Origin of the sequence: Cellulomonas pasadenensis (assembly GCF_047229365.1) — a bacterium.
Lineage (GTDB): Bacteria > Actinomycetota > Actinomycetes > Actinomycetales > Cellulomonadaceae > Cellulomonas.
This window is the reverse complement of sequence record NZ_JBFTEP010000038.1, coordinates 1-22,275: the sequence shown is the minus strand read 5'-3', so window position 1 is coordinate 22,275 and position 22,275 is coordinate 1. Positions and strand designations below refer to the sequence as shown.

The 22,275-nt window shown below is 75.1% G+C and carries 19 protein-coding genes, 2 tRNA genes and 1 pseudogene; 13 read left to right on the top strand and 9 right to left on the bottom strand.

The window, feature by feature from the left end:
* The first annotated feature begins 1 nt into the window (after position 1).
* The 3 genes from AB6N23_RS07640 (at position 2) to AB6N23_RS07630 (ending at position 387) form a co-directional block, all read left to right on the top strand.
* Positions 2–78 (top strand) — tRNA-Ile (locus tag AB6N23_RS07640).
* 55 nt (positions 79–133) lie between these two features.
* Positions 134–253 carry a DLW-39 family protein gene (locus AB6N23_RS07635; protein ID WP_412865492.1) on the top strand — a complete coding sequence of 40 codons (120 nt, stop codon included), beginning with the start codon at positions 134–136 and terminating at the stop codon, positions 251–253.
* 58 nt (positions 254–311) lie between these two features.
* A tRNA-Ala gene (locus tag AB6N23_RS07630) sits at positions 312–387 on the top strand.
* An 83-nt stretch (positions 388–470) separates the two neighbouring features.
* Here AB6N23_RS07630 and AB6N23_RS07625 read toward each other — a convergent pair.
* The 3 genes from AB6N23_RS07625 to AB6N23_RS07615 are packed head-to-tail and all read right to left on the bottom strand — an operon-like array spanning position 471 to position 3,957.
* On the bottom strand, positions 471–818 hold the full coding sequence (locus tag AB6N23_RS07625; RefSeq protein ID WP_412865490.1) for a UBP-type zinc finger domain-containing protein: 348 nt from the start codon (positions 816–818) through the stop codon (positions 471–473).
* Positions 815–2,281 carry an ATP-binding protein gene (locus AB6N23_RS07620; RefSeq protein WP_412865489.1) on the bottom strand — a complete coding sequence of 489 codons (1,467 nt, stop codon included), beginning with the start codon at positions 2,279–2,281 and terminating at the stop codon, positions 815–817. Before AB6N23_RS07620 ends, AB6N23_RS07625 begins: the two co-directional genes overlap by 4 nt.
* Positions 2,278–3,957, bottom strand: coding sequence for an NAD(P)/FAD-dependent oxidoreductase (locus tag AB6N23_RS07615; protein ID WP_412865488.1), 1,680 nt, complete (start codon positions 3,955–3,957; stop codon positions 2,278–2,280). Before AB6N23_RS07615 ends, AB6N23_RS07620 begins: the two co-directional genes overlap by 4 nt.
* Before the next feature lie 272 nt (positions 3,958–4,229).
* On the opposite strand from AB6N23_RS07615, the gene AB6N23_RS07610 reads away from it, so the two are divergent.
* The 4 genes from AB6N23_RS07610 to AB6N23_RS07595 are packed head-to-tail and all read left to right on the top strand — an operon-like array spanning position 4,230 to position 10,729.
* The gene (locus AB6N23_RS07610) at positions 4,230–4,400 is read left to right on the top strand and encodes an FDLD family class I lanthipeptide (RefSeq protein ID WP_412865487.1); all 171 of its coding nucleotides are present in this window, start codon (positions 4,230–4,232) and stop codon (positions 4,398–4,400) included.
* Between the two features lie 58 nt (positions 4,401–4,458).
* Positions 4,459–5,709, top strand: coding sequence for a lanthionine synthetase LanC family protein (locus tag AB6N23_RS07605; RefSeq protein ID WP_412865486.1), 1,251 nt, complete (start codon positions 4,459–4,461; stop codon positions 5,707–5,709).
* Between the two features lie 35 nt (positions 5,710–5,744).
* A complete protein-coding gene (locus AB6N23_RS07600; RefSeq protein ID WP_412865485.1) occupies positions 5,745–8,906 on the top strand; it encodes a lantibiotic dehydratase in 3,162 nt (1,053 codons plus the stop codon).
* The gene (locus AB6N23_RS07595; RefSeq protein ID WP_412865484.1) at positions 8,903–10,729 is read left to right on the top strand and encodes an ABC transporter ATP-binding protein; all 1,827 of its coding nucleotides are present in this window, start codon (positions 8,903–8,905) and stop codon (positions 10,727–10,729) included. Before AB6N23_RS07600 ends, AB6N23_RS07595 begins: the two co-directional genes overlap by 4 nt.
* A gap of 22 nt (positions 10,730–10,751) precedes the next feature.
* Here the strand turns inward: AB6N23_RS07595 and AB6N23_RS07590 are convergent, their stop codons facing one another.
* The 3 genes from AB6N23_RS07590 to AB6N23_RS07580 form a co-directional block, all read right to left on the bottom strand.
* Positions 10,752–11,438 carry a GNAT family N-acetyltransferase gene (locus tag AB6N23_RS07590; RefSeq protein ID WP_412865483.1) on the bottom strand — a complete coding sequence of 229 codons (687 nt, stop codon included), beginning with the start codon at positions 11,436–11,438 and terminating at the stop codon, positions 10,752–10,754.
* 215 nt (positions 11,439–11,653) lie between these two features.
* The gene (locus tag AB6N23_RS07585) at positions 11,654–14,038 is read right to left on the bottom strand and encodes a glycoside hydrolase family 9 protein (RefSeq protein WP_412865482.1); all 2,385 of its coding nucleotides are present in this window, start codon (positions 14,036–14,038) and stop codon (positions 11,654–11,656) included.
* Between the two features lie 229 nt (positions 14,039–14,267).
* Positions 14,268–15,230 carry a hypothetical protein gene (locus tag AB6N23_RS07580; protein WP_412865481.1) on the bottom strand — a complete coding sequence of 321 codons (963 nt, stop codon included), beginning with the start codon at positions 15,228–15,230 and terminating at the stop codon, positions 14,268–14,270.
* Between the two features lie 137 nt (positions 15,231–15,367).
* Between AB6N23_RS07580 and AB6N23_RS07575 the strand changes: the two genes are divergently transcribed.
* Both AB6N23_RS07575 and AB6N23_RS07570 read left to right on the top strand, forming a co-directional pair.
* Positions 15,368–15,907 carry a peptidylprolyl isomerase gene (locus tag AB6N23_RS07575; RefSeq protein ID WP_412865480.1) on the top strand — a complete coding sequence of 180 codons (540 nt, stop codon included), beginning with the start codon at positions 15,368–15,370 and terminating at the stop codon, positions 15,905–15,907.
* An 85-nt stretch (positions 15,908–15,992) separates the two neighbouring features.
* On the top strand, positions 15,993–16,784 hold the full coding sequence (locus AB6N23_RS07570; RefSeq protein WP_412865479.1) for a rhomboid family intramembrane serine protease: 792 nt from the start codon (positions 15,993–15,995) through the stop codon (positions 16,782–16,784).
* A gap of 142 nt (positions 16,785–16,926) precedes the next feature.
* Here the strand turns inward: AB6N23_RS07570 and AB6N23_RS07565 are convergent, their stop codons facing one another.
* Positions 16,927–17,178 carry a cell division protein CrgA gene (locus AB6N23_RS07565; RefSeq protein WP_378200987.1) on the bottom strand — a complete coding sequence of 84 codons (252 nt, stop codon included), beginning with the start codon at positions 17,176–17,178 and terminating at the stop codon, positions 16,927–16,929.
* Between the two features lie 187 nt (positions 17,179–17,365).
* On the opposite strand from AB6N23_RS07565, the gene AB6N23_RS07560 reads away from it, so the two are divergent.
* Genes AB6N23_RS07560 through AB6N23_RS07545 form a run of 4 tightly spaced genes read left to right on the top strand, consistent with a single transcriptional unit; the run spans position 17,366 to position 19,838 of the window.
* Entirely contained in the window at positions 17,366–18,205 is an 840-nt protein-coding gene (locus AB6N23_RS07560; RefSeq protein ID WP_412865477.1) for a DUF881 domain-containing protein, read from the top strand.
* Positions 18,202–19,005 (top strand): class E sortase, encoded by an 804-nt coding sequence (locus AB6N23_RS07555; RefSeq protein WP_412865475.1) that lies wholly within the window; start codon positions 18,202–18,204, stop codon positions 19,003–19,005. Before AB6N23_RS07560 ends, AB6N23_RS07555 begins: the two co-directional genes overlap by 4 nt.
* A 46-nt stretch (positions 19,006–19,051) precedes the next feature.
* Positions 19,052–19,213, top strand: coding sequence for a hypothetical protein (locus AB6N23_RS07550; protein ID WP_412865474.1), 162 nt, complete (start codon positions 19,052–19,054; stop codon positions 19,211–19,213).
* Position 19,214: 1 nt separating this feature from the next.
* Entirely contained in the window at positions 19,215–19,838 is a 624-nt protein-coding gene (locus AB6N23_RS07545; RefSeq protein WP_412865473.1) for an aminodeoxychorismate/anthranilate synthase component II, read from the top strand.
* A gap of 84 nt (positions 19,839–19,922) precedes the next feature.
* On the opposite strand, the gene pknB is transcribed toward AB6N23_RS07545, so the two are convergent.
* Positions 19,923–21,938: a Stk1 family PASTA domain-containing Ser/Thr kinase gene (gene pknB, locus AB6N23_RS07540; protein ID WP_412865472.1), complete on the bottom strand. Its 2,016-nt coding sequence runs from the start codon at positions 21,936–21,938 to the stop codon at positions 19,923–19,925.
* Positions 21,938–22,275 (bottom strand): annotated as a pseudogene (locus tag AB6N23_RS07535) (hypothetical protein); the annotation flags it as partial. The pseudogene AB6N23_RS07535 and the gene pknB, both read right to left, overlap by 1 nt.

Sequence of the window (22,275 nt, the reverse complement as noted above, 5' to 3'; positions counted from 1 at the left end):
CGGGCCTATAGCTCAGACGGTTAGAGCGCTTCCCTGATAAGGAAGAGGTCACAGGTTCAAGTCCTGTTAGGCCCACCACGCGTCGGACCCGCACGGGTCGCGTCCACCGGCACCACCCGAGACGGGGGATCCGATGAAGAAGCTCCTGCTGGCCGCCGCGGTCGCCGCGGTGGGGTACGCCGCCTGGCAGAAGTACGCGCAGGACCGCGACGAGCGCGACCTGTGGGCCGAGGTCACCGACACCTTCGAGTGACCGGCCGCTCCTCGGGAGCGATCCGCGGCGGACGCCGCACCGCGGCAGATGCCGCACCGGGGCCATGGCGCAATTGGTAGCGCACCTGCTTTGCAAGCAGGGGGTTAGGGGTTCGAGTCCCCTTGGCTCCACCACGACGTGACGGCCCTCGCTCCCTGCGGAGCGGGGGCCGTCGCCGTCCCCGGGCGGCGCGACGGGCGCCGTCGGTGCCGGTCGGTCAGACGTGGATGTGCGAGCGCCAGTCGGCCGGCACGCGCCCGGCCGGGCCGGGCACCGGCTGGTCGTCCGGCCTGCTCTGCGGCGGCGCGAGCTCCGGGCCGCGCGCGTAGTCCTCGGTGGAGTAGTCCCAGAACCAGTCCTCGCCGGGCTCGAACGAGCGCACCACCGGGTGGCCGGTGGCCCGCCAGTGCGCGGTCGCGTGCTGCGCGGGCGAGGTGTCGCAGCAGCCGACGTGCCCGCAGGCGGCGCAGCGGCGCAGGTGGACCCACCAGCCGCCGGCGGCGTCGCACTCGAGGCAGCCGGTGCCGCTGGGCGCGGCGGCGGGGTCGATCGCGTCGACGGTCATGACGGCAGCACCTCCGGTGCGTCGGGGCGGGTGTACGGGAGCCGTACGAGGAAGCGGGTGTCCCCCGGCTGCGAGCGGACGGTCAGGTCGCCGTGGTGCTTGCCGACGACGATCCGCCACGCGATGTCGAGGCCCAGCCCGGTGCCGGACCCGACGGGCTTGGTGGTGAAGAAGGGCTCGAACACCCGGTCGACGACGTCGGGCGGGATGCCGGGACCGGTGTCTCCGACCTCCACCTCGAGCCAGTCGTCGACGCGTCGCGTCGTGACCGTGAGCGTGCCGCTGCCGTCCATGGCCTGCGCCGCGTTGTCGACGAGGTTCGTCCACACCTGGTTGAGCTCGGCGCCGTACGCGTGCACGGGCGGCAGCGTGCGGTCGTACGCGCGCACGACCGTGATGCCGTCGAGCCGCCGGTCGAGCATGGTCAGCGTCGCGTCGAGCAGCTCGTGCACGTCGAGCTCCCGGTCGGGCGCGCGGCCGATCTGCGAGTACTGCTTCGCGGCGCCGACGAGCGTGGAGATGCGCGTCGTGGCGTCCTCGACGTCGTTCATGAGCTGCTCGGTCTCGAGGGCGTACGCGAGCCAGCGCACGGTGCCCTCCAGCACCTCGGGCGCGACCGCCTCCGCGACGGCGTCCAGCCACGCCGGGTCGAGCCCCGCGGTGACGAACGTCGACGCGAGCTCCCAGGGCGTGCCGACGTCGTGCGCGTCCAGCCAGTCGGTGAGCGCGTCCTCGGCGTCGGCGCGCTCGAGCGCCCCGGGCGGCGGCGGTGCGCCGGGCGCGCGCGTCTTGGCGAGCGACTCCACCGCCTGCTCCTGGAGGTCGACGAGCGTCGCGAGGGTCGTCGCGTCGTACGGGCCGGACGCGATGAGCGCGAGCTTGTGCCGCATGCCGGCCACGCGCTCGCGCAGCGCCGAGGTCGCGCGGCCGGCCGCGGCGGCGGGGTTGTTCAGCTCGTGCGTGAGACCGGCCGACAGCGCGCCGAGCGCGAGCAGGCGCTCGCGCTGGTTCACCGCCTGCTGCGTCGCGTGCTGCCCCGTCGCGAGGCCCTCCAGCAGGTGCACGGCCATCGGGAACCACCGCGTCATGAGCGTCGCGAAGTCCGACGACGGCAGCGCGTAGAAGCGCGACGGCCGCAGCACGCGCATCGTGCTCGGGTACACCTTCGGCGCGCCCTCCCGCAGGTACGCCGCCCACGCGCCCCCGTACACGCCGCGCTGGGACGTGCGGGAGATCTCGACGTCGTCGGCGCCGACGCGCCGCTCGAGCGCCACCTTGCCCTCGAGCAGCACGTAGAACCACTCCGCCGGCTCGCCCTCGCCGTACAGGGTGCCGGGGTCGCGCCGCTCGACGTGCCCGTGCGTGCACAGCCAGTCCAGCTGCTCGTCCGTGAGGCTCTCGAAGAGGAACAGGCTGCGCAGCTCGGCGACGTCGCACGGCTCGGCACCGGCCGGCGCGCTCACCGCTCCCCCAGGTACCGGTGCACGAGCATGACGGCCATCGCGCCCTCACCCACCGCGGACGCGACCCGCTTGGCCGACTCGGCCCGCACGTCTCCCGCGGCGAAGACGCCGGGCACGCTCGTCTCCAGGTGGTACGGCGGACGGTCCAGCGGCCAGCCGGCGGGCGGGTGCCCGTCCACGAGCAGGTCGTGCCCGGCGCGCAGGAACCCGCGTGCGTCGCGCTCGACGGTCCCGTCGAGCCAGTCGGTGAGCGGCGCGGCGCCGATGAAGACGAACAGGAACCCGGCGGCGACCGACTCCTTCTCCCCCGTGTCGACGTCCTGCAGCACGAGGCCCTCCAGGTGCTCGTCCCCGACCGCGTCGACCACCGTCGTGCGCGTGCGCACGGTGATGCGCGGGTGCGCCTCGATCTGCTCGACGAGGTAGTGCGACATCGACGCCGCGAGCCCGTCACCGCGCACCACCAGCGTCACGGACCGCGCCTCCCGCACGAGGAACAGCGCCGCCTGCCCCGCGGAGTTCGCGCCGCCGACCACGTGCACGTCCTGGTCCCGGCACGCCGCGGCCTGCGTGAGCGCGGACCCGTAGAACACGCCGCGCCCGGCGAGCGCCGCGAGGCCGGGACCGTCGAGCTCGCGGTACGCGACGCCGTTGGCCAGCACGACCGCGTGCGCGGCCACCGTGCTGCCGTCCGCGAACCGCACCGCCCGCGCCGACCCGTGCACCTCGAGCCCCACGACGTCGCGCGCCATGACGATCTCCGCGCCGAACCGCTGCGCCTGGCGCCGTGCCCGCTCGGTCAGCTGCGCGCCCGACAGGCCGTCCGGGAACCCGAGGTAGTTCTCGATCCGGGAGCTCTGGCCCGCCTGCCCGCCCGTGGCGGTGCGCTCGACGAGCGCCGTCCGCAGCCCCTCGGACGCGCCGTACAGGGCCGCGCTGAGCCCGGCGGGACCGCCCCCCACGACGACGAGGTCGTAGAAGTCCGCCGCCGGGTCGACCGACAGGCCGACCCGCGCGGCCAGCGCCGCGTCGTCCGGCGCGACGAGCACGTCGGCGTCCGCGGTGACGACGACCGGCAGCCGCTCCCCGTCGACGCCGGCCGCCTCGAGGATGCGTCGCCCCTCCGCCGACTCCACGGCGTACCAGCGGTACGGCACCTGGTTGCGGGCGAGGAACTCGCGCACCTGCGTCGAGCGCGCCGACCACCGGTGCCCCACGACCTTCGGGCCCTGCACGGCGGGCGGCGCGGCGTCGTGCCACGCCTCGAGCTGCGCGTCGAGCACCGGGTAGAGCTTCTCCTCCGGCGGGTCCCAGGGCTTGAGCAGGTAGTGGTCGAGGTCGACGACGTTGACCGCGTCGATGGCCGCCGCCGTGTCCGCGTACGCGGTGAGGAGCACGCGGCGCGCCACCGGGAACAGGTCCATCGCCTCCTCGAGGAACTCGATGCCGCTCATGCCGGGCATCCGCTGGTCGGCCAGCAGCACCGCGACCTGCTCGCCCCGCAGCTTCAGCTCGCGGCACGCCGCCAGGGCCTCCGCGCCGGACTCCGCGCGCACGACGCGGTACCGGTCGCCGTAGCGGCGACGCAGGTCACGCGCGACGGCGCGCGAGACACCCGCGTCGTCGTCGACGGTGACGAGCGCGGCGCGGGGGGTCACGGCGGCGGCAGTCGGCACGGCACCTCCAGGACGCAAGGACGACAGGTCGCGACGACAGTGGCGCAGGGGACACTCTGCCGCCGCGGGCGGCCCGTGCACAGCCCCCGTGCCGGCCGGCGCCGTCCCGTGGCACACCAAACCGGACATGGACGGTCAGTCATTCCCCCGTGGACAGGGCAAAACGACGCGAATGGGCGTCGCTACGGTGCACGCGGCGCGACGGAGGGCCCCCGGAGCGCCGGTCCTGTCATCCGACGGCTCTTCGAACAGAGCTCACTCGAAGGAGAACCATGAGCGACTTCGACCTCGACGTCCGCGTCTCCACCATCACGCCGAACGGTGCGGCGTCGCCCGACTCGATCTCGCCGATCCTGCGGACGATCACGCGCTTCACGAAGACCTGCGGCTGCACGGCGCGGTGCAACCCGAACCTGACGACGATCTGCACCATCGGCTGCTGATCGACGGGGGCCCGCACCGAGGTGCTCGGTGCGGGCCCCGCTGCCCGGAGGCGGAGACGTGGCTCTCACCCAGACCTTGACGGACCCCGGCACCGACGCCGGCGTCCGGCTCGCCGTGACGATCGGGCAGCGGCTCGTCGACCGGCCCCCCGGCACGCCGCACGGCACCGGGACGCCCGCGGCGCTCGACGTGACGGCGGGCCGCGCGCTCCTGCTGCGCGCCCTCGCCCGGGTCGACGCCGAGGCGGCGGACGCGTGGACGGCGCACGCCGACGCGGCGCTCGCGGTGCTCGACGAGACGACGGTGGCTGACGTGGCCGGCCCCGGCCTGCTGTCCGGCGCGGGCGGCGCCGTGGTCGCGCTGGCGGACGCCGCCGCGTCCGACCCCGCCCACCTCGACCGCCTGGTGGAGCTGCAGGAGCGCCTGGCGGACGACGTGCTGCTGGCGGACCCCCCGGACCTCGACGACCTCGGGTGGGGCGACTACGACGTCGTGTCGGGCGCTGCCGGCCAGCTGCTCGCCCTCGTGGCCGCGTCGCGCGTGCTGCCGCCGTCGCCGACGGTCCGGGCGGCCGCGCAGACGATCGTCGGCGGGCTCACCGCCACGCTCGACGGGCCGCTGCCCTGCCGGGTGAGCCCGACCCGCTACCTCACCGCGTGGGAGTCCGACGCCTACCCCGACGGCTACGTCAACCTCGGCCTCGCGCACGGCGTGCCCGGGGTCGTCCTCGCGCTCGCGACGGCGCACCGGCACGCCGTGGCGGACGTCGACCTCGCGGCGCTGCGGCGTGCGGCGTCGTGGGTCGTCAGCCGGAGGATCCCGGACCGTGACGGCGGGGCGCCGACGTGGCCGACGTCGTGGACGGGGCAGGCGGCCGACGAGCCCGACCCCTCGCGCACGGCGTGGTGCTACGGCACCCCCGGCGTCGCGCTGGCCCTGCACGCCGCGGCCGTCGCCACCGGGGACGACGCCCTCGCGGCGCCCGCCCGCGCGGCGCTCCTCGCCCGGCCCGACGGCGACGCGGTGCGCAGCGGCACCCTGTGCCACGGCTGGGCGGGGCTGCTGCTGTGCGCGTCGTCCGTCGCGGGCGACGACGACGCGCTGCGTGCGCTCGCGGACGCCTGGGCGCTGCGGGTCACGTCCGCGGCCACCCCCGGGGCGGCGTACGCGGTGCCCGACGTGGCCGACGACGGCGCGGTCCAGGACGACCCCGGTCTCCTCACGGGCGCGAGCGGCGTCGGGCTCGCCCTGCTGGCCCACACCCACCCCGCGGCGACGGCGACGTGGCGCACGTCCCTCGGCGCATGAGCGCGTCTCCCCCGCAACGATCCGAAGGACCCCAGATGACCGATCAGGTCGTGTACCGACCGGCCGACGCCTTCATGGTGCGCATCCCGGCGCGCCCGTTCGCGCACCGCGACGCACTGCCGCCGCTGCCGGGGGCGGACGGCGCGCGCGCCCGCGTCGCGCAGGCGCTGGCGGACCCGCACCTCGACGTGGCGCTGCGGGCCGCGAGCCCGCGGCTGCACGCGCGCCTGCGGGCCGTCGCCGCCGGTGAGCCCGTCGAGCCGGCCCGGGTGCAGCGTGCGCTGCGTGCGCTGCGCCGGTACGAGCTGCGCATGAGCACGCGCGCGACCCCGTACGGCGTCTTCGCCGGGGTGACGACGGGCACGTTCGGCGACCGCACCACGATGCAGGTCGCCGACCCCGTCATCGGCCGTGTCCGCGTGCAACCGGACTTCGGGTGGCTGTGCGACGTCGCGCGCGACCTGCCGGCCGGGGCGGACGTCGCGGGCCTGCCGACGCGACCGAACGAGTTCCTGTACCGCGTCGGCGAGCGTCTCGTCGTCGCCTCGTCCGACACCCTCGCCGGGACGTCGTCGAACCGTGTCGACGTCCGGCTCACGCCCGCCGTCGAGGCCGCGGTCGCGGCGGCGCGCGCCGGCTGCTCGGAGCGGGAGGTCGTCGCGCGGCTCCAGGAGGCGTTCCCCGCCGCCGACACCGACACGCTGACGGACTTCGTGGCGACGCTCCTCGAGCACCAGGTGATCACGCGCTCCGCGCGCCCGGCCCTCGACACGGTCTCGGCCGCGGCGCGTCTGGCGGCGGACCTGCGTGCGGCGGACCCGGACCGGGCGCGGGCGCTGGAGGACGTGGACGCCGCCTGCGCCGCGGTCACGTCGGTCGACGGGCTCGCGGCCGCCGCCGACCGGCTGCACGAGCTCCAGACGGCGCTCCTCCCCGACGGGGCACGCACGCTGCTCGCCGTCGACGCGGGGGCGTCGCTCGTCAGCGACGGCCTGAGCCGGCAGGTCGGTGACGCCGTCGCCGACGCCGCGGCCACCCTCGTGCGGATCGCCGGGTCGGGTGGGCGCGCGCCGCACCTGCGTGCGTTCGAGCAGGCCCTCGTCGAGCGGGAGGGACTCTTCGCGGAGGTGCCCCTGCTCGAGCTCGTGAGCGCCGAGCTCGGCCTGGAGGCGCCGGACGGCTACGCGTACCCGCCGCGCTCGTGGGCGCTGCCCGCCGCCGAGGCGCCGGGCCGGGACGACGCCCGCGACGCCGTCCTCACCGCGCTGCTGCTGGAGCACGCCCACGGTGGCGACGACGAGCTCGAGCTCACCGACGCGCACGTCGAGGCGCTCGCCGCGGCGGTCGGCGAGCGCGGCGTCCCCCGCCCGGCGCTGGACGTCTTCGTCGCGGTCGCCGCCGCGTCCGCCCGGGCGGTCGACGAGGGCGACTTCCGCGTCGTCCTGCCCGCCGGCAGCATGGCCCCTGGCGGTCGCAGCTTCGGCCGCTTCACCGGCCTGCTCGGTCCGGGCGAGGCGGCGGTGTCGCGCCTCGCCGCCGACCACGACCGCGTCCTCTCGGGGACGCGGACGGTCGACCTGCGCTACCTGTCCTACGACGGGCGCAGCGGCAACGTGAGCCGCAGCGCCGTGCACCACGACCTCGAGACGGTCGTGAACTGCAGCCCCACCCTGCCGCCCGAGCAGCAGGTGCGCCTGGAGGACGTGCTCGTCGGGTCGACGGGGTCGCGCCTGTACCTGCGGTGGGCGCGCACGGGCGAGCTCCTGCGCTTCACCCAGAACCACATGCTGTCGTTCGCCGGGGCGCCGAACGCCGTCCGCCTGCTGCTCGAGGTCTCGCAGGACGGCGTCGACGACGTGCCGGGGTTCGACTGGGGGCGACTGTGGCGGGCGCCGCGGCTCCCCCGGGTCGTCCGGGGCCGCACCGTGCTCTCCCCGGCCCGGTGGACCGTCGAGGACCCGGTCGTCAGCGGGTGGCGCGCCCTCGCCGGCGCGGCGCAGGCCGACGCGGTGCGCGCCTGGTGCGCCGCGCGGGGCGTCCCGCGGCACGTCTACGCGGCCGAGGTCGACAACCGGCTGGCGGTGGACCTCGAGCGTGACGACGACGTGCAGCTCCTCGTGGAGACGCTCGACCGGGCGCACGGCGCCGGTGCCGTCGAGGAGATGCTGCCGGCGCCGCACGACCTGTGGCTGACCGACGCCGCGGGCCGCCGCTACGCCCCCGAGCTGGTCGTGCCGGTGGTCGCCGACACGCCCGCGGTCGACCTCGTCGCACCCGCCGTCGCCACCGCCGGGCCGGTGCAGACGCGCCTCGCCCGGCCCCTCGACGCGCCGTGGGTGAACGTGTCGCTGTACGCCTCCGAGGACCAGCTGGACGTCGTCGTCGCCGACGACCTCGAGGCGCTGGTCGCGGCCGTCGGGCAGGTCGCGCCGCTCGACGCGTGGTTCTTCATCCGGTACGCCGACCCGGCGCACCACCTGCGCCTGCGGCTGCGGCCCCGGGAGCACGGTGACGCGCCGGCCCTGCGGCAGCTCGTCACGGACTGGGCGGCGGACGCCGTGCGTCGCGGGCGGCTCGCGGACCTGCGGACGTCGACCTTCCGGCCGGAGCTCGGCCGCTACGGCGGCGCCGCCGGGTACGAGGCCGCGCTGCCCGTGTTCCGGGCGTGCTCCCACAGCGCCGCGGCGGTGGCCCGCTACCGCCGCTCCGGGGACGCCGGGATCGCCGCGCACCACCTCGGTGCGGCGCTGCTGGCCGAGGTCCACGACGCCTGGACCGCCGCGGACCCGTCGACCGACCTGCTGGCGGCGGTCCCGGTGCCGGACCCGGCGTCGCCGCTGCGCACGGAGTTCCGTGAGCACCGACGCCGCGTCGCCGCGCTCGTGAGTCCCGACGGGCCCGACGCGGACCTCGACGTCCTCGGCCTGCGGGCGGCGCTCGACCCCACCTCGGACCGGCTCCGGGTGGCGGTGGAGGGGTATGCCGCGGTGGTGCGGGACCTCGGGGAGCGTCGGCTGCTGCCGTGCACGGCACGGACGGTGCTCGAGTCGGTCCAGCACATGCGGCTCAACAGGGCGCTGCCGATGCGGGTGAACGAGGAGAGCCGCTCCTACGGGCTCTGGCGTCTCGGGGTCGAGGCGGCGCGGCGCCGCGCGGAGGCGATCGCCCGCGTGGCGGCGACGTCGGAGGGCTCGTGACCGCGACGTCGGCGCCGCCCGACGGGCGGGACCGGACGTGGCGTCCGACGCTCGCCACCGTGGTCCGCGCCTCGCCGGCGCTGGCCACGCTCGTCCTCGTGACCACGACGGTCGTGGCGCTCGTCCCGGCGGCGAACGTCATGGCCGTGGCCGGTGTCGTGGACGAGGTGAGCAGGGCGGTGGACGGCGTGGCCGGCTCGCGCCTGTGGTGGTGGGTGGCCGGCCTCGCCGCGCTGGGGCTGCTCGCCCAGGCGGGCGGTGCGGTGCAGAGCTACGGCGAGAACCTGCTCCAGACGCGGGTGGCGAACTCCTTCGGCGTCATGGTCATGGAGAAGGCGGCGAGACTCGGGCTCGCGGACTTCGAGGACGCCGAGGTCTACGACAAGCTGCAGCGCGCGGTGGCGGAGTCCAACAGCCGGCCGTACATGGTCTTCCGCGACCTCGTGGGTCTCGTGACGGGCGGGGTCGCGTTCGCCAGCGTGTCGCTGGTGCTCGTCGCGTGGGACCCGTGGGTGGCGCTCGCCGTCGTCCTCGCGCCCGTCCCGGCCGTGGTCAGCGAGATCGTCTTCGCCCGGCGGCTGTGGGCGGTCGAGAACCGGCGCACCGAGGAGAGGCGCCGCCTCAACTACCTCCTCAACCTCGTGACGAGCGACCGGGCGTACAAGGAGACCCGTCTGCTGCGGGTCACGGGCCACTTCGTCGAGCGGTACCGGGGTGCCCTCGCCGGGTTCCTGCGGGTCGACGGCGAGGTCGAGCGGCAGCGCCTGGTCGCGACGACGGCGGCGTCCGTCGTGGGCGCGGCCGCGGTCGGTGCGGCGACCGTGCTGGCGGTGCGTGACGCGCTCGCGCTGGGCGACGTCGGACGGATGGCCGCGTACCTGACCGCGATGGCGGGGGTCAGCGCGTCGGCCCTGGCGTTCCTCGGCGGCATCGCGCAGCTCGCCGAGCACCGCATCTACCTCGCGAACCTCTTCGCGTTCCTCCGCCTGCCCGAGGAGGAGGTCTCGACCGCGGACCTCCCCGTGCCCGCGCCGCTGCGCACGGGCATCGAGTTCCGCGACGTCTGGTTCCGCTACCCCGGGACGGACCGGGACGTGCTGCAGGGCCTCAGCATGTCGGTCCCCGCAGGTGCGACCGTCGCGCTCGTCGGCGAGAACGGCGCCGGCAAGACGACGATCGTCAAGCTGCTCACGGGGATGTACCGCCCGACGCGGGGCGAGATCCTCCTCGACGGGCGACGCGTCGACGAGTACGGCACGGCGGAGCTGCGCCGCGCCGTCTCCGTGCTCTTCCAGGACTACCTGCAGTACGAGCTGACCGCGCGCGAGAACATCGCCCTGGGTGCGATCGACACGCCGTGGGACGACGAGCGCGCCTGGCGGGCGGCGCAGGGTGCGCAGGCCGAGAGCATCCTCGCCGCGCTGCCGTCGGGCCTCGACACGCAGCTCGGGCGGTGGTTCGCCGGCGGCCACCAGCTCTCCGGCGGGCAGTGGCAGCGCGTCGCGCTCGCGCGGGCGCTGGTCGGTGAGGCACCGGTCCTGGTCCTCGACGAGCCGACCGCCGCCCTGGACGCCCAGGCGGAGGCCGACGTCTTCGCCCGGCTCGCCGAGAACGAGAACGCGCGGACGACGCTCCTCATCGCGCACCGCTTCGCGACCGTGCGCACGGCGGACCGCATCGTCGTCCTCGAGCAGGGCCGCCTGCTCGAGGAGGGCGACCACGAGTCGCTCATGCGGCTCGGGGGCCGGTACCACGCGCTGTTCCGGCTCCAGGCGGACGCGTACCTGCGCACACCCGCGGGCGGTGCACCCGGCGCGCCGTGAGCCGGGCCGCCGACCGCGCGCGTCAGCCCAGCCCGAGCTGCTCGCGCAGCGCCTCGACGCCCTCCATCTGCACGTCCGGCCGCAGCTCGTCGCGGCGCGCGTCCCAGTCGGCGCGGTCGAGCACGTACAGCCGGCTCTCGACGGCGCCGCCCTCGCGCGCCTGGTGCAGCACGCCGTTCGGGCGGTACCCGATCTTGCGCGTGACGCCCGACGAGCCCGGGTTGTCGACGAACGCCGACGTCGTCGCGTGCTCCGCGCCCAGGCCCTCGAACAGCAGGTGCAGGATCAGCAGGCGCATCCGCGTGCCGATGCCCTGGTGGTGGTGCTCGAGGCCGAGCCACGAGCCGGTCTCGGCGCTGCGGGTCACGGCGAAGTCCTTCGCGTACATGCCCTGCGTGCCCACCGGCACGCCGTCGTGCAGCACCGCGAGCTCGATCGCCCAGTCGGCGGGCGTCGTGCGCTGGCGCAGGCCCCACTGGTACGTCATGACGCTGCGCGCCACCTGCACGGGCGTGCCGCGCGTCCACGGCACGAGGAAGGGCATGTAGTCCGGCGGGTGCACGCCGCGGGCGGCGAGGCGCGCCAGGTCGAGGAGCGTCCGGTCGTCCGGGGCCCGCAGCTCGAGGTCCCCGCTGCGGACCCGCACACCCAGCAGCGGCCAGATCTCGACGTCGGTCAGCGGGGGCGCGTCGTGCGCGGGAGCCGTCATCCGCGCAGCGTCGCGGGTCGCCCGGCGCCCGGTCAACCGGCTTTCGTGCCACGAGGGCGCCGCACGTGACGTGCGGCGCCCTCGTCGTGCGTCCTGACCGCCCCCGCGTCGGACGCACGCACCGCCGGCGCCCTCATGGACGGGCCTGGCGGTGGTGGTTCGGCCCCGACCCGGCGACTCGGCGGTCGAGCCGGACCGGGGCCCGTCGGTGGCCCTCAGCCCACGGTGCAGGCCGTGCCGTTGACCGTGAAGGCCCGCGGCGCGGAGGTCTGGCCGGTGTGCGCGCCGTTGAAGCCGAGCTCCACGGACGCACCCGGGGCGAGGGTCGTGTTCCACGCGGCGCCGGTCGCGGTGACGCGGGTGCCGGACTGCGCCCACGTCGCGGACCAGCCCTGCTGGAGCGTCTGCCCGGCCGGCAGGTCGAACGCGAGCGCCCAGGTCAGCGGCGCGGCGCCCGTGTTGGTGAGGCGGACCGTGGCGGTGAAGCCGCTGCTCCAGCTGTTCGCCGAGTACCGGACCGCGCACGTCCCGGGGGACGTCGTGGGCGTGGGCGTGGGCGTCACGGTGGGCGTCGGCGTCACGGTCGGGGTCGGCGTCACGGTCGGGGTGGGGGTCGGCGTCGGCGTCACGGTGGGCGTGGGGGTGGGCGTGGGCGTCGACGTCCCGTCCGGCACCGTGCCCCACACGAGGCGCCCGGCCTCGTGCAGCGTGATCGCCGCGGTCTTGACGGGGTCGCCGGTGGCCGGCAGACCCGCGGACGAGGGGTCGTCCGCCGCGTCCCACGCCGCTCCCCCGCTGACCCGGAACTGGATCTCGCGGCGGTGCTGCGACTGGCCGCCCGGGTGGATGTCCTGCCCGGCGCACCGCAGCTCGGCGTAGTACAGGTTCCCGCCGGCGTGCCGCACCGCGTTCGTCTGCGTGCCGCACTCGCTGTAGTTCGTCGAGACGGTGAGCCCCGACGCCGGGTCGGACCCGTCGAGCGTGAACCAGTACCGGATCGACGCGTCGCGCAGCGACCGCGCCGGGAAGGCGGACCGGTTGCGGATGATCGCCTTGACCTCGGTGAACGTGCCGCCGGCCGGCTGGTTGAGCTTCGCCTCGACGAACAGCTCGTCCTGGTCGGGCCGCTCCGCCACGGGGAAGCCCGCCAGCGGCGTGCCGCCGTACTCCTCGGTGAGCCGCGCGAGCGCCGAGGTGAACCCGGCGTTGTAGTCCGTCGCGACCTCGTTCGCCACGTAGTCGGACCGGCTGTCGGTGTACGCGTCGTTCGCGGACCCGGGCCCGCCGACGAGCGCGCCGTACAGCACGTGCCGCGTCTCGGCCGGCTGCGTGAGCGAGTCCAGCCACGACCCGTGCGCGGTGCGGTGGTGCGGGTTCTGCGGCGGGTTCGCGCCGAAGCCGACGACGTACGACGACTTCCGCGGGTTGTCGCCGAGCGCGTAGTGGATCTGCCGCACGCCGAAGTCGTGGTACCGCGCCTTGCGCACGGGGTCGGTGAGCCAGTCGGAGTAGACGAGCGCGACGAACGACGTGTTCGCGGCGTACCGCAGCGCGCCCCACGAGTCGAGCACGGCCATGCCGCCGGGCGAGTAGCTCACGCGGGCGCCGTTGACCCCGACGGTCCAGTAGTCGAGCCAGCGGTTCGCGTCGTCGACGTACTTCTGCTTGCCCGTCTCCATGGCCAGCAGCGCGTACGCGGCGTACGACTTGTCGTCCCACGCGACGGTCCACCTGTACGACTTGGTCGTGGTCTGGTTCTCGTTGCTCAGCTTGTCGTACTCGGCCTCGGCCTTCGCCAGGTACGTCGCGTCGCCCGTCGCCTCGTAGAGCCAGTAGGCGCCCCACACCAGCTCGTCCTGGTAGCCGGACCACGACCGGTAGAACGACTGGGCGTCGGTGACGCAGTCGGAGTACTTCCCGCGGTACGTGTCCGCGAACGCGTACAGCTGCTTCGCGTGCGTGAGCAGGGTCGACGCGTACGCCGGGTCGTCCTGGCGGAACAGCACGGACGCCGACGCGAGCGACGCGGCGGTCTCGGCGGCGACGTCGGAGCCGGGGCACGACGCGGTGATCTTGTACGCCGGCCGTGCCATGGTCATGACCTCGGCGGGGCCCCACCACTTGTGGTCGTCGTCGCCCTTGCCGACCTGCACGTAGAGCTCGTTCGGCGCGGTGTGCGCCTTGACGAAGTAGTCGTTGACCCAGCGGAGGTTGTCCTTGAGCTCGTCGAGCTGACCGGCCCGCGTGTACCCCTGCGGGCTCTCGATCGCGCCCCACGCGAGCATCGTGGCGGTGAACGCCATCGGCAGGCCGAACTTCACGTGGTCGCCCGCGTCGTACCAGCCGCCGGTCAGGTCCTCCCCCACGTCCGCGCCGTCGCGCAGGCCGGAGTCGCCGCGCCAGGACACCGGGAAGTCGTCGGGCAGGTCGCCGGAGCGCTGCGCCTGGTAGAAGAACATGGACTTCTGCAGCGCCTCGGCGTAGTTGTACGCGGGCGCGGCACTGGCCGCGGACAGCGGGACGGTGACCGCGCCGGCGGCGAGCGCGACGGCGGCGGCACCGGCCCACAGCGAGCGGCCGGCGCGTGCGGGACCAGACATGGACGCACCCCTTCACGAGGACGACGGCGAGCGCCGGTGGAGCGCTCCCACATGCCTCCGGCGGGGGCGACGGCGTCGTCGTCCGGGGCGGGGGCCGGGTGTGATGCTGCCCGACCGCCCGCTCGCGGTGGAACGCCCGAATGGTTTCAGCGGCTGCCCCGACCCGGACGCACGCCGGCCCCGGTCCGTGCGGACCGGGGCCGGTGCGTGCGGCGCGAGGCGCGGGGGCTCAGGAGCCCGACGTGCCGCGCTCCCCCTCGGGACGCGAGTCGACGACCGGGTCCGGCGCGTCGCCGGTCGTGGCGGTCTCGGCGGGCAGGCCCTCGGTCGTGGCCGGCACGTCCGTCTGCAGACCCTCGGTCGGCTTGGTCTGGTCCGGCGTCTTGGCGGCCGAGCGGCGGGTGACCTTGCGGGCCGTCTCCTCCGCGGCGTCCCTGGCCTCCTTGGCCTTCTCGGACAGGTCCTCCGTGGCGGCGGAGACGCGCTCCGCGGCCTTCTTGGTGGCCTCCCGGCTCTTCGCGACGGCCGACCCGGCGGCCTCGCCCACGGCGTCCGCGGCGTCGCCGGTGGCGGCCTGCGCGCGCGTGCGGAGCGACTCGGCGGTCGTCGAGTCGCCCGGCTCCCACGGCTCGGCCCACGGGTCGGTGGTCGAGCGCGAGCGCGCCCAGGCGAAGGCGGCGGCACCGGCGCCCAGCAGCCCGGCGACGAGGAGGAACTTCTTCGCGCCGGAGCCCTTCTTCTCGGCCTTGGCGGCGGCCGCGGCGGCGGCCTTGGCGGCCTTCTTCGACTGCTTGCCGGCGACCGTCGCGGCGACCGTCGTCGCGGCCCCCGCCTTGACGGCGGCCTCGTTGACGGCGGCGACGACCTTCGGGATGAGCTCGGCGACGATCTTCTCGTGCGCCTGGTCGATCGCGGGCGTCGCCTTGAGCGCGGCCTTCTCGACCTGCGGCGCGGTGGCCTTGATGCTCTCCCGGTACAGGTGCTCCACGCGCGGCGCGAGCCACTCGGCGAGGGCGTCGATCTTGGGGGTCGTCCACTCCTTCGCGTGGCCCGCCGCGTCGGACGCCTTCGCGGCGGCGTCGATGGCGCCCAGCTTCGCGACACCTGCGGCGTCGGCCAGCGACGCGCCCAGACCCGCGGCCTGCACCTTCAGACGCTCGGTGTCCACGTCGATCTTCGGACGATGGGTCATGTCCACTCCCGGACTGGTCTCGACGACGGTGGGTTGTGGCCCCTCACTCTGCCACCGTCGTGCCTGGTCCGCCCCTCTTTCACCGGACGTCCACGGCTGCCCCGTGCGGCGTCGGCGGCCCGTGGAAGACTGGGCAGATGTTCGCGACCATCCACACGACCGCCGGTGACATCCGGGTCGAGCTCTACGAGAACCACGCGCCGCGCACCGTCGAGAACTTCGTCGGGCTGAGCACGGGCGCCATCGAGTGGACCGACCCGTCGACGGGCTCGCCCCGCACCGACCCCCTGTACAAGGACGTCGTCTTCCACCGCGTCATCCCCGGCTTCATGATCCAGGGCGGCGACCCGCTCGGCTCCGGCCGTGGCGGCCCCGGCTACCAGTTCGACGACGAGATCCACCCCGAGCTCACCTTCTCGGAGCCCTACCTGCTCGCCATGGCCAACGCCGGCAAGCGGATGGACCCGGTGACGGGCAAGGTCGGCGGCACCAACGGCTCGCAGTTCTTCATCTCCGTCGCGCCGACCACCTGGCTCAACGGCAAGCACACGATCTTCGGCAAGGTCGCGGACGACGCGGGCCGCCAGGTCGTCGACGCCATCGCCGCCGCACCCACGCGGCCCGGTGACCGTCCGGTGCAGGACATCACGATCACGTCGATCTCCGTGGAGGACTGAGATCAGCACGTCGACGCCGGCCGGCGGCTCCCTCCCGGAGCCGCCGGCCGACCAGCCCCCGGTCTGCCCGCGCCACCCCGACCGCGTGGCCTACACGACGTGCCAGCGCTGCGGCCGGCCGGCGTGCCCGGACTGCCAGGTGCCCGCCGCCGTCGGGTTCCACTGCGTCGACTGCGTGGCGCAGGCGGCGCGCACGGCGCCGGAGCAGCGGACCGCGCTCGGCGCCCCCGTGCGGCGCGGGCGGCCGGTCGTCACGCTGGCGCTCATCGGGATCTGCGTCGTGGCCTACCTGCTCCAGCGCACCGTCCCCGAGTTCTCGCAGCGCCTGGCGTTCATGCCGTACCTCGGCGCGGCCGAGCCGTGGCGCTTCCTCACGTCGGCGTTCCTGCACGCGCCCGGCCAGCTGCTGCACATCGCGTTCAACATGGTCGCGCTGTGGATGGTCGGGCCGTACCTGGAGCAGACGCTGGGCCGTGCCCGGTACGTGACGCTCTACCTGCTGAGCGCCGTCGGCGGGTCGGTGGGCGCGCTGGCGCTCGCCACCGCGACCGACGGGTGGCTCACCTGGCTCGTCGGTGCGTCCGGTGCCGTCTTCGGCCTGTTCGGCGCCGTGCTCGTCGTGCTGCGGCGGCTGGGCCGCGACGCGCGCGGCATCATCGGCGTGCTCGTGCTCAACGGCGTCCTCGGCTTCGTGGTGCCGGGCATCTCGTGGCAGGCGCACCTCGGCGGCCTCGTCGTCGGGGCCGCCCTCGGTGCCGCCTACGCGTACGCGCCGAAGGAGCGGCGACGGCTCGTCGCCGTGCTCGCGCCCGTGGTCGTCACCCTGGTGCTCGTGGGCGTCTCGCTCGGGGTGTACGCCTCCGCAGGGTTCCGCTGAGCCAAGGTTCCGGGGCCCCGAGCGGCGTCCCCAGCGTTGCTCACACCTGTGGAATTACACGCGTGTAGTTATCCACAGCTCTGTGCACCGCCTGTGTACCGAACCCTCGACCACGGGTAGAACCTGTGGACGGAGCGGTGGGTCACCGCCAGCGCGTGAGCATCCCGAAGCCGACGACGATGATCGCGAAGCCGATCGCCAGGTTCCACTGGCCGATGCCCGGCACGGGGTACGCGGCACCCGGCGACAGGTACGTCGTCACCAGCCAGACGAGGCCGAGGATCATGAGGCCGATGGCCAGCGGCAGGTACCAGCGCGGCAGCGGCTTGGGCGCGGCCGGCTTGCCCGGCGGCGGGGTGAACGCGGGCTTCTTGCGGGACTTGGACTCGGGCACGTCGGTGAGCTCCTGTCTGCGACGGTGGTCCGGCGGCCGCCGCCCGTCCGCCTCGGCACCGCCGTCCGAGGTACGTCGGCGGGTACGTCGGCGGACCGGATGTCGGCACGGCGCCGATCGTGACCTAGCGTAGTGCCGTCGTCCCGGCCGCCGTGCGTGCCGGTCACGACGAGCGGAAGGAGCAGGCGTGAGCCAGCGGGCCCACCGGGCGGCGGGCGACCCCGCACCGGCCGCCGAGCGGCCCCGACGCGGCCGCCTCGGCCGCGGTGCCGTGGCCGTGGGCGCCGTCCTCGGGCTGTCCGGCGTGCTGTTCACCGTGAGCGCGCGCACCGCCGACGCCGGCCCCGACCGCCACCCCCAGGACCTCGGGGAGCTCTCGCGCCAGCAGGCCGCGAACGTGCAGCGCATGTCCGTCGAGGTCGACGCCCTGCGCGCCGAGGTCGAGCGCCTCGCCGCCGAGCAGAACGCCGACTCCGGGTTCGCGCTGCCGACGCCGTCCGTCGCCGACCTCGTCGAGGGCGGCTCCGTGCCCGTCACCGGCCCCGGCCTGACCGTCGTCCTCGACGACGCGCCCGCCGACGCGCAGCGCGAGAGCCTCAACCCCGACGTGCTCGTCGTGCACCAGCAGGACCTGCAGTCCGTCATGAACGCGCTGTGGGCCGGCGGCGCGGAGGCGATGGCGCTCATGGACCAGCGCGTCGTGTCGACCAGCGCCTTCTGGTGCGTCGGCAACGTGCTGCGCCTGCACGGCCGCGTGTACTCCCCGCCGTACGTCGTGCGCGCCGTCGGCGACCCCGACGACCTGCGGGCCGGGCTCGACGCGTCACCCGCCGTGCGCGGGTACGTGCGCGACGCCGCCGACGTCGGCCTCGGCTGGCAGGTGACCGGCGAGGAGCGCCTCGAGCTCCCCGCCTTCTCCGGCGCCACCGAGCTCGCGTCGGCCCGCGTGCCGCGCGACGTCGAGGTGCTGCCCGGCCTGCCCGCCGAGCGGGACGCCTACCCCGCACCGACCGAGGAGGTCTCGTGACCACGCAGGGCACGACCGAGCGCCGCGCCGCGGGCCGTGCGCCGTCGCACGCACGCGCCGGCACCCCGGGCGGCCGCGGCCGCGCCGTCGTGTACGGCGCCGTGGGCGTCCTGGGCGAGCTGCTCATCACCCTGGGCGTGCTGCTGCTCGGCTTCCTCGTCTGGCAGCTGTGGTGGACGGACGTCGAGGGCGACCGCGCGCAGGCCGAGATCGTGCGCGAGCTGGACTTCGTCGAGCCGCCGCCGGCCCCCGTCGAGGACGAGGGCCCGCTCGTGGCCGAGCCGCGCCGCGACGAGCCGCCCGCGCCCGCCGCGGAGCCCGCGCACGCCGAGACCCTCGCGACGCTCCAGGTGCCACGGTGGACCGGCGAGCCCGAGCGGCCGATCAGCCAGGGCACCGACCGGCCGACCGTCCTCGACGTGCTCGGCATCGGCCACTACCCCGGCACCGCCATGCCCGGCGGCGTCGGCAACTTCGCGCTCGCGGGGCACCGCGTGACGTTCGGCAAGCCGTTCAACCGCATCGAGGAGCTGCAGGTCGGCGACCCGCTCGTCGTGCGGACCGCCGACACCTGGTACGTCTACCGGGTCACCTCGAGCGAGGTCGTGCTGCCCAAGGACGTGCGCGTCATCGCGCCCGTGCCGAACGAGCCGGGCGCCGAGCCGACCGAGCGCTTCATCACCCTCACCACGTGCCACCCGATGTTCTCCGCGCGCGAGCGCTTCATCGTGCACGGCGTCCTCGACTACTGGGCGCCCGTGTCGAGCGGCACCCCGGCCGAGCTGCTGGGGGCGGCGTGACCGCGATCAGGTGGACGGGGTCTGGGCGGACCGACGCAGGAGGCTCATGATGTACGGATGGTTGTGGCGGCACCTGCCCGGGCCGTGGCCGGTGCGGGCGGTGATCGCCCTCGCGCTCGCGTCGGCCGTCGTCGTCGCCTGCTTCCTGTGGCTGTACCCCGCCGTGGCGCCGTACATGCCGTTCAACGAGACCACGGTGGGTGAGTGACGTGACGCGGATCCTCGTGATCGACAACTACGACTCGTTCGTCTACACGATCGTCGGCTACCTCGACCAGCTCGGGGCGAAGACCGAGGTCGTGCGGAACGACGCCGTGCCGCCCGCCGCCGAGCGCGCCGGGTACGACGGCGTGCTCGTCTCCCCCGGCCCCGGCACGCCCGCCGACGCCGGCCAGAGCATCCAGGTGATCCGCGACTGCGCGACCGCCGGCACGCCCATGCTCGGCGTGTGCCTGGGCCACCAGGCGCTCGGCGAGGTGTTCGGCGGCACGGTGACGCACGCGCCCGAGCTCATGCACGGCAAGACGAGCGAGGTCGAGCACGCCGGCGACGGCGTGCTCGCCGGCCTGCCGACGCCGTTCACCGCGACGCGGTACCACTCGCTCGCGGTGGTCGACGGCACGTTCTCCGACGAGCTCGAGGTCACGGCGCGCGCGCACGGCATCGTCATGGGCCTGCAGCACCGGGAGCTGCCGCTGCACGGCGTGCAGTTCCACCCGGAGTCGGTGCTCACCGAGGGCGGCCACCGGCTGCTCGCCAACTGGCTCGAGGTCTGCGGCGCCACCGACGCGGTCGAGCGCTCGGTGGGGCTGCACCCGCTGGTGCGCCTCTGACGGTGCTGCGGCGCCGCACCGACGCGCACCACGACGAAGGCCCCCGGGGAGCTCCCCGGGGGCCTTCGTCACATCACGGCAGGCTCAGTCGTCGCCCTCGCCCTGACCCGGCGGCGTCGGCGTGGGCGGCGGGTTCTGGTTGCCGCCGCCGCGCGGCCCCCGGGACACCCGCAGGGTCACCTGCTGCTCGCGGGCGATCTGCGTGCCGCCGTTCGGGTCTGACGAGATGACGGTGCCGGCCGGCTCGTCCGAGTCGACGTCCTCACGGCGCACGTTCGTCAGGCCGACGGCGGACAGGGCCTGCACGGCCGCGTCGTACTGCTGCCCGCGCAGGGTCGTCGGGACGGTGGCCGTGGTCGGCGGGGCCGCGACCCCGAGGTTGACGGTCGTGCCCTGCGGCACGATGTTCCCCTCGCCACGGTCCTGGGACACCACGGTCCCCTCGGGCTCCTCGCTGGGCTCCTCGGACGTGGCGACCTGCAGGCCCGCCTCGCGCAGCGCGGTCGTGGCCTCCTCGACGTTCTGGCCGGTCACGTTCGGCACGACGACGTTGCCGCTGGACACCGACAGCGTGACCTCCGCGCCGGCGTCGACGGGTGCGTTGGCCGGCGGGTCGGTGCTGACGACGCGCCCGCGCGCGATGGTCGGGTGGTCGACCGGCGTGCGGGTGTCGGAGACGACGAGCCCCTCGGCCTCGAGGAGGCGCACGGCCTCCGCCTCGGTCCGGTCGGTCACGTCGGGCACGGTGACCTCGGACGGGCCGGTCGAGATGAAGAGGTTGACGTCGCTGCCCGGCTCGACGTCCTCGCCCTCGGCGGGGTCGGTGCGGGTCGCCTGCCCGGACGGCACGGTGTCGCTCGGTTCCTGCTGCGGCACGGGCACGAGGTCGGCCGCCTCGAGCGTCTGGATCGCCTGCTCCTGCGACTGCCCGAGCACGCCGGGCACCGCCACCGTCTCGGGGTCGGCGGTGCGGTTGTTCGACATGAGCAGCCAGATGATGCCCCCGACGGCCAGCACGGCCACCGCGATGAGCGTCCACATGAGCCAGGGCTTGCGCTTCTCCTCCGGCTCGTCCTCCGGCGGGGTCGCACCCGTCATGACGCCGGTCGAGCCCCAGGGCGAGCCCGCCACGGCCGGCGGCATCGCCTGCGTCGTCGCGGCGGGCGGCGCCATGACCTGCGTGGCGTCGCCGGACGGCACCGCGGCGAGCGCGGCGCCGACGGCCGGCGCGTTCACGGCGCCGCCGCGCAGCACGGCCTCGAGGTCGGCGCGGAACTCCGCGGCCGTCGAGTAGCGGGCGTCGCGCTCCTTGGCGAGCGCCTTGAGCGTGATGCGGTCCAGCGCCTCGGGCACGTCGGACGCGATCTGGCTGGGCACCGGCGGCGCCTCGCGCACGTGCTGGTACGCCACGGCGACGGGGGAGTCGCCGACGAACGGCGGGCGGCCCGTGAGCAGCTCGAACAGCAGGCAGCCGGTCGAGTACAGGTCGGAGCGGGCGTCGACCTGCTCGCCGCGCGCCTGCTCGGGGGAGAGGTACTGCGCGGTGCCGATGACGGCCTGCGTCTGCGTCATCGTCGCGGCGGAGTCGGCCACGGCGCGCGCGATGCCGAAGTCCATGACCTTGACCGCGCCGGTGGGCGTGATCATGACGTTCGCGGGCTTGATGTCGCGGTGCACGATGCCGGCGTGGTGCGAGTACTCGAGCGCGGACAGCACGCCGGCGGTGATCTCGACCGCCTCGTCGATCGGCACCGCGTGACCGTCGCGCAGGATGTCCCGCACGGTGTGGCCCTCGACGTACTCCATGACGATGAACGGCACGTGCGCGATCACGCCGGTGGCCTCGGTGACGAGGTCCTCGCCGGTGTCGTACACGGCGACGATCGCCGGGTGGTTCAGCGCGGCGGCGGACTGCGCCTCGCGCCGGAACCGGTTCTGGAACGAGGGGTCGCGGGCCAGGTCGGAGCGCAGGATCTTGATGGCGACCGTGCGGCCCAGCCGGGTGTCGTGCCCGATGTGCACCTCGGCCATGCCGCCGCGGCCGATGAGCTCACCGACCTCGTACCGGTTGGCAAGGATGCGGGATCCGTCGTCCACCACTAGGCGTCCTTCACTTCCGTCGATCGCGGGACGGGCAGAGGGCCCGGGTCCCGCCCTGCCGGGTCGGTCTGCGCACGCGCGTCCCGGCGTTCCCCGGTGATCATCCCACCGGGTGCGTCCGCACGAGGGTACTGGTCGGTGGCCGTCTCACCCGTCGCCCGCACGGTCGACGTCGCGCCGGGCGTCCCCTGGGCGCCGACGACCCGGTCGGCCAGCGCCGCGCCGAGCAGCGCCACGAGCACGAGCACGAGGATGACGAGGGGCAGCCGCAGGCGGCGCAGGTTCTGCCCGGCGTCGCGCACCGCGCCGAGCACCGGGCTGGGCGGGGGAGCGGCGG

Bases quoted from the DNA above. Each gene is read 5' to 3' on its own strand.
- AB6N23_RS07585 (WP_412865482.1), bottom strand. From the start codon at position 14,038: ATGTCTGGTCCCGCACGCGCCGGCCGCTCGCTGTGGGCCGGTGCCGCC.
- AB6N23_RS07625 (WP_412865490.1), bottom strand. From the start codon at position 818: ATGACCGTCGACGCGATCGACCCCGCCGCCGCGCCCAGCGGCACCGGC.
- AB6N23_RS07550 (WP_412865474.1), top strand. From the start codon at position 19,052: ATGATGTACGGATGGTTGTGGCGGCACCTGCCCGGGCCGTGGCCGGTG.
- AB6N23_RS07575 (WP_412865480.1), top strand. From the start codon at position 15,368: ATGTTCGCGACCATCCACACGACCGCCGGTGACATCCGGGTCGAGCTC.
- AB6N23_RS07610 (WP_412865487.1), top strand. From the start codon at position 4,230: ATGAGCGACTTCGACCTCGACGTCCGCGTCTCCACCATCACGCCGAAC.
- AB6N23_RS07590 (WP_412865483.1), bottom strand. From the start codon at position 11,438: ATGACGGCTCCCGCGCACGACGCGCCCCCGCTGACCGACGTCGAGATC.
- AB6N23_RS07635 (WP_412865492.1), top strand. From the start codon at position 134: ATGAAGAAGCTCCTGCTGGCCGCCGCGGTCGCCGCGGTGGGGTACGCC.
- AB6N23_RS07600 (WP_412865485.1), top strand. From the start codon at position 5,745: ATGACCGATCAGGTCGTGTACCGACCGGCCGACGCCTTCATGGTGCGC.
- AB6N23_RS07580 (WP_412865481.1), bottom strand. From the start codon at position 15,230: ATGACCCATCGTCCGAAGATCGACGTGGACACCGAGCGTCTGAAGGTG.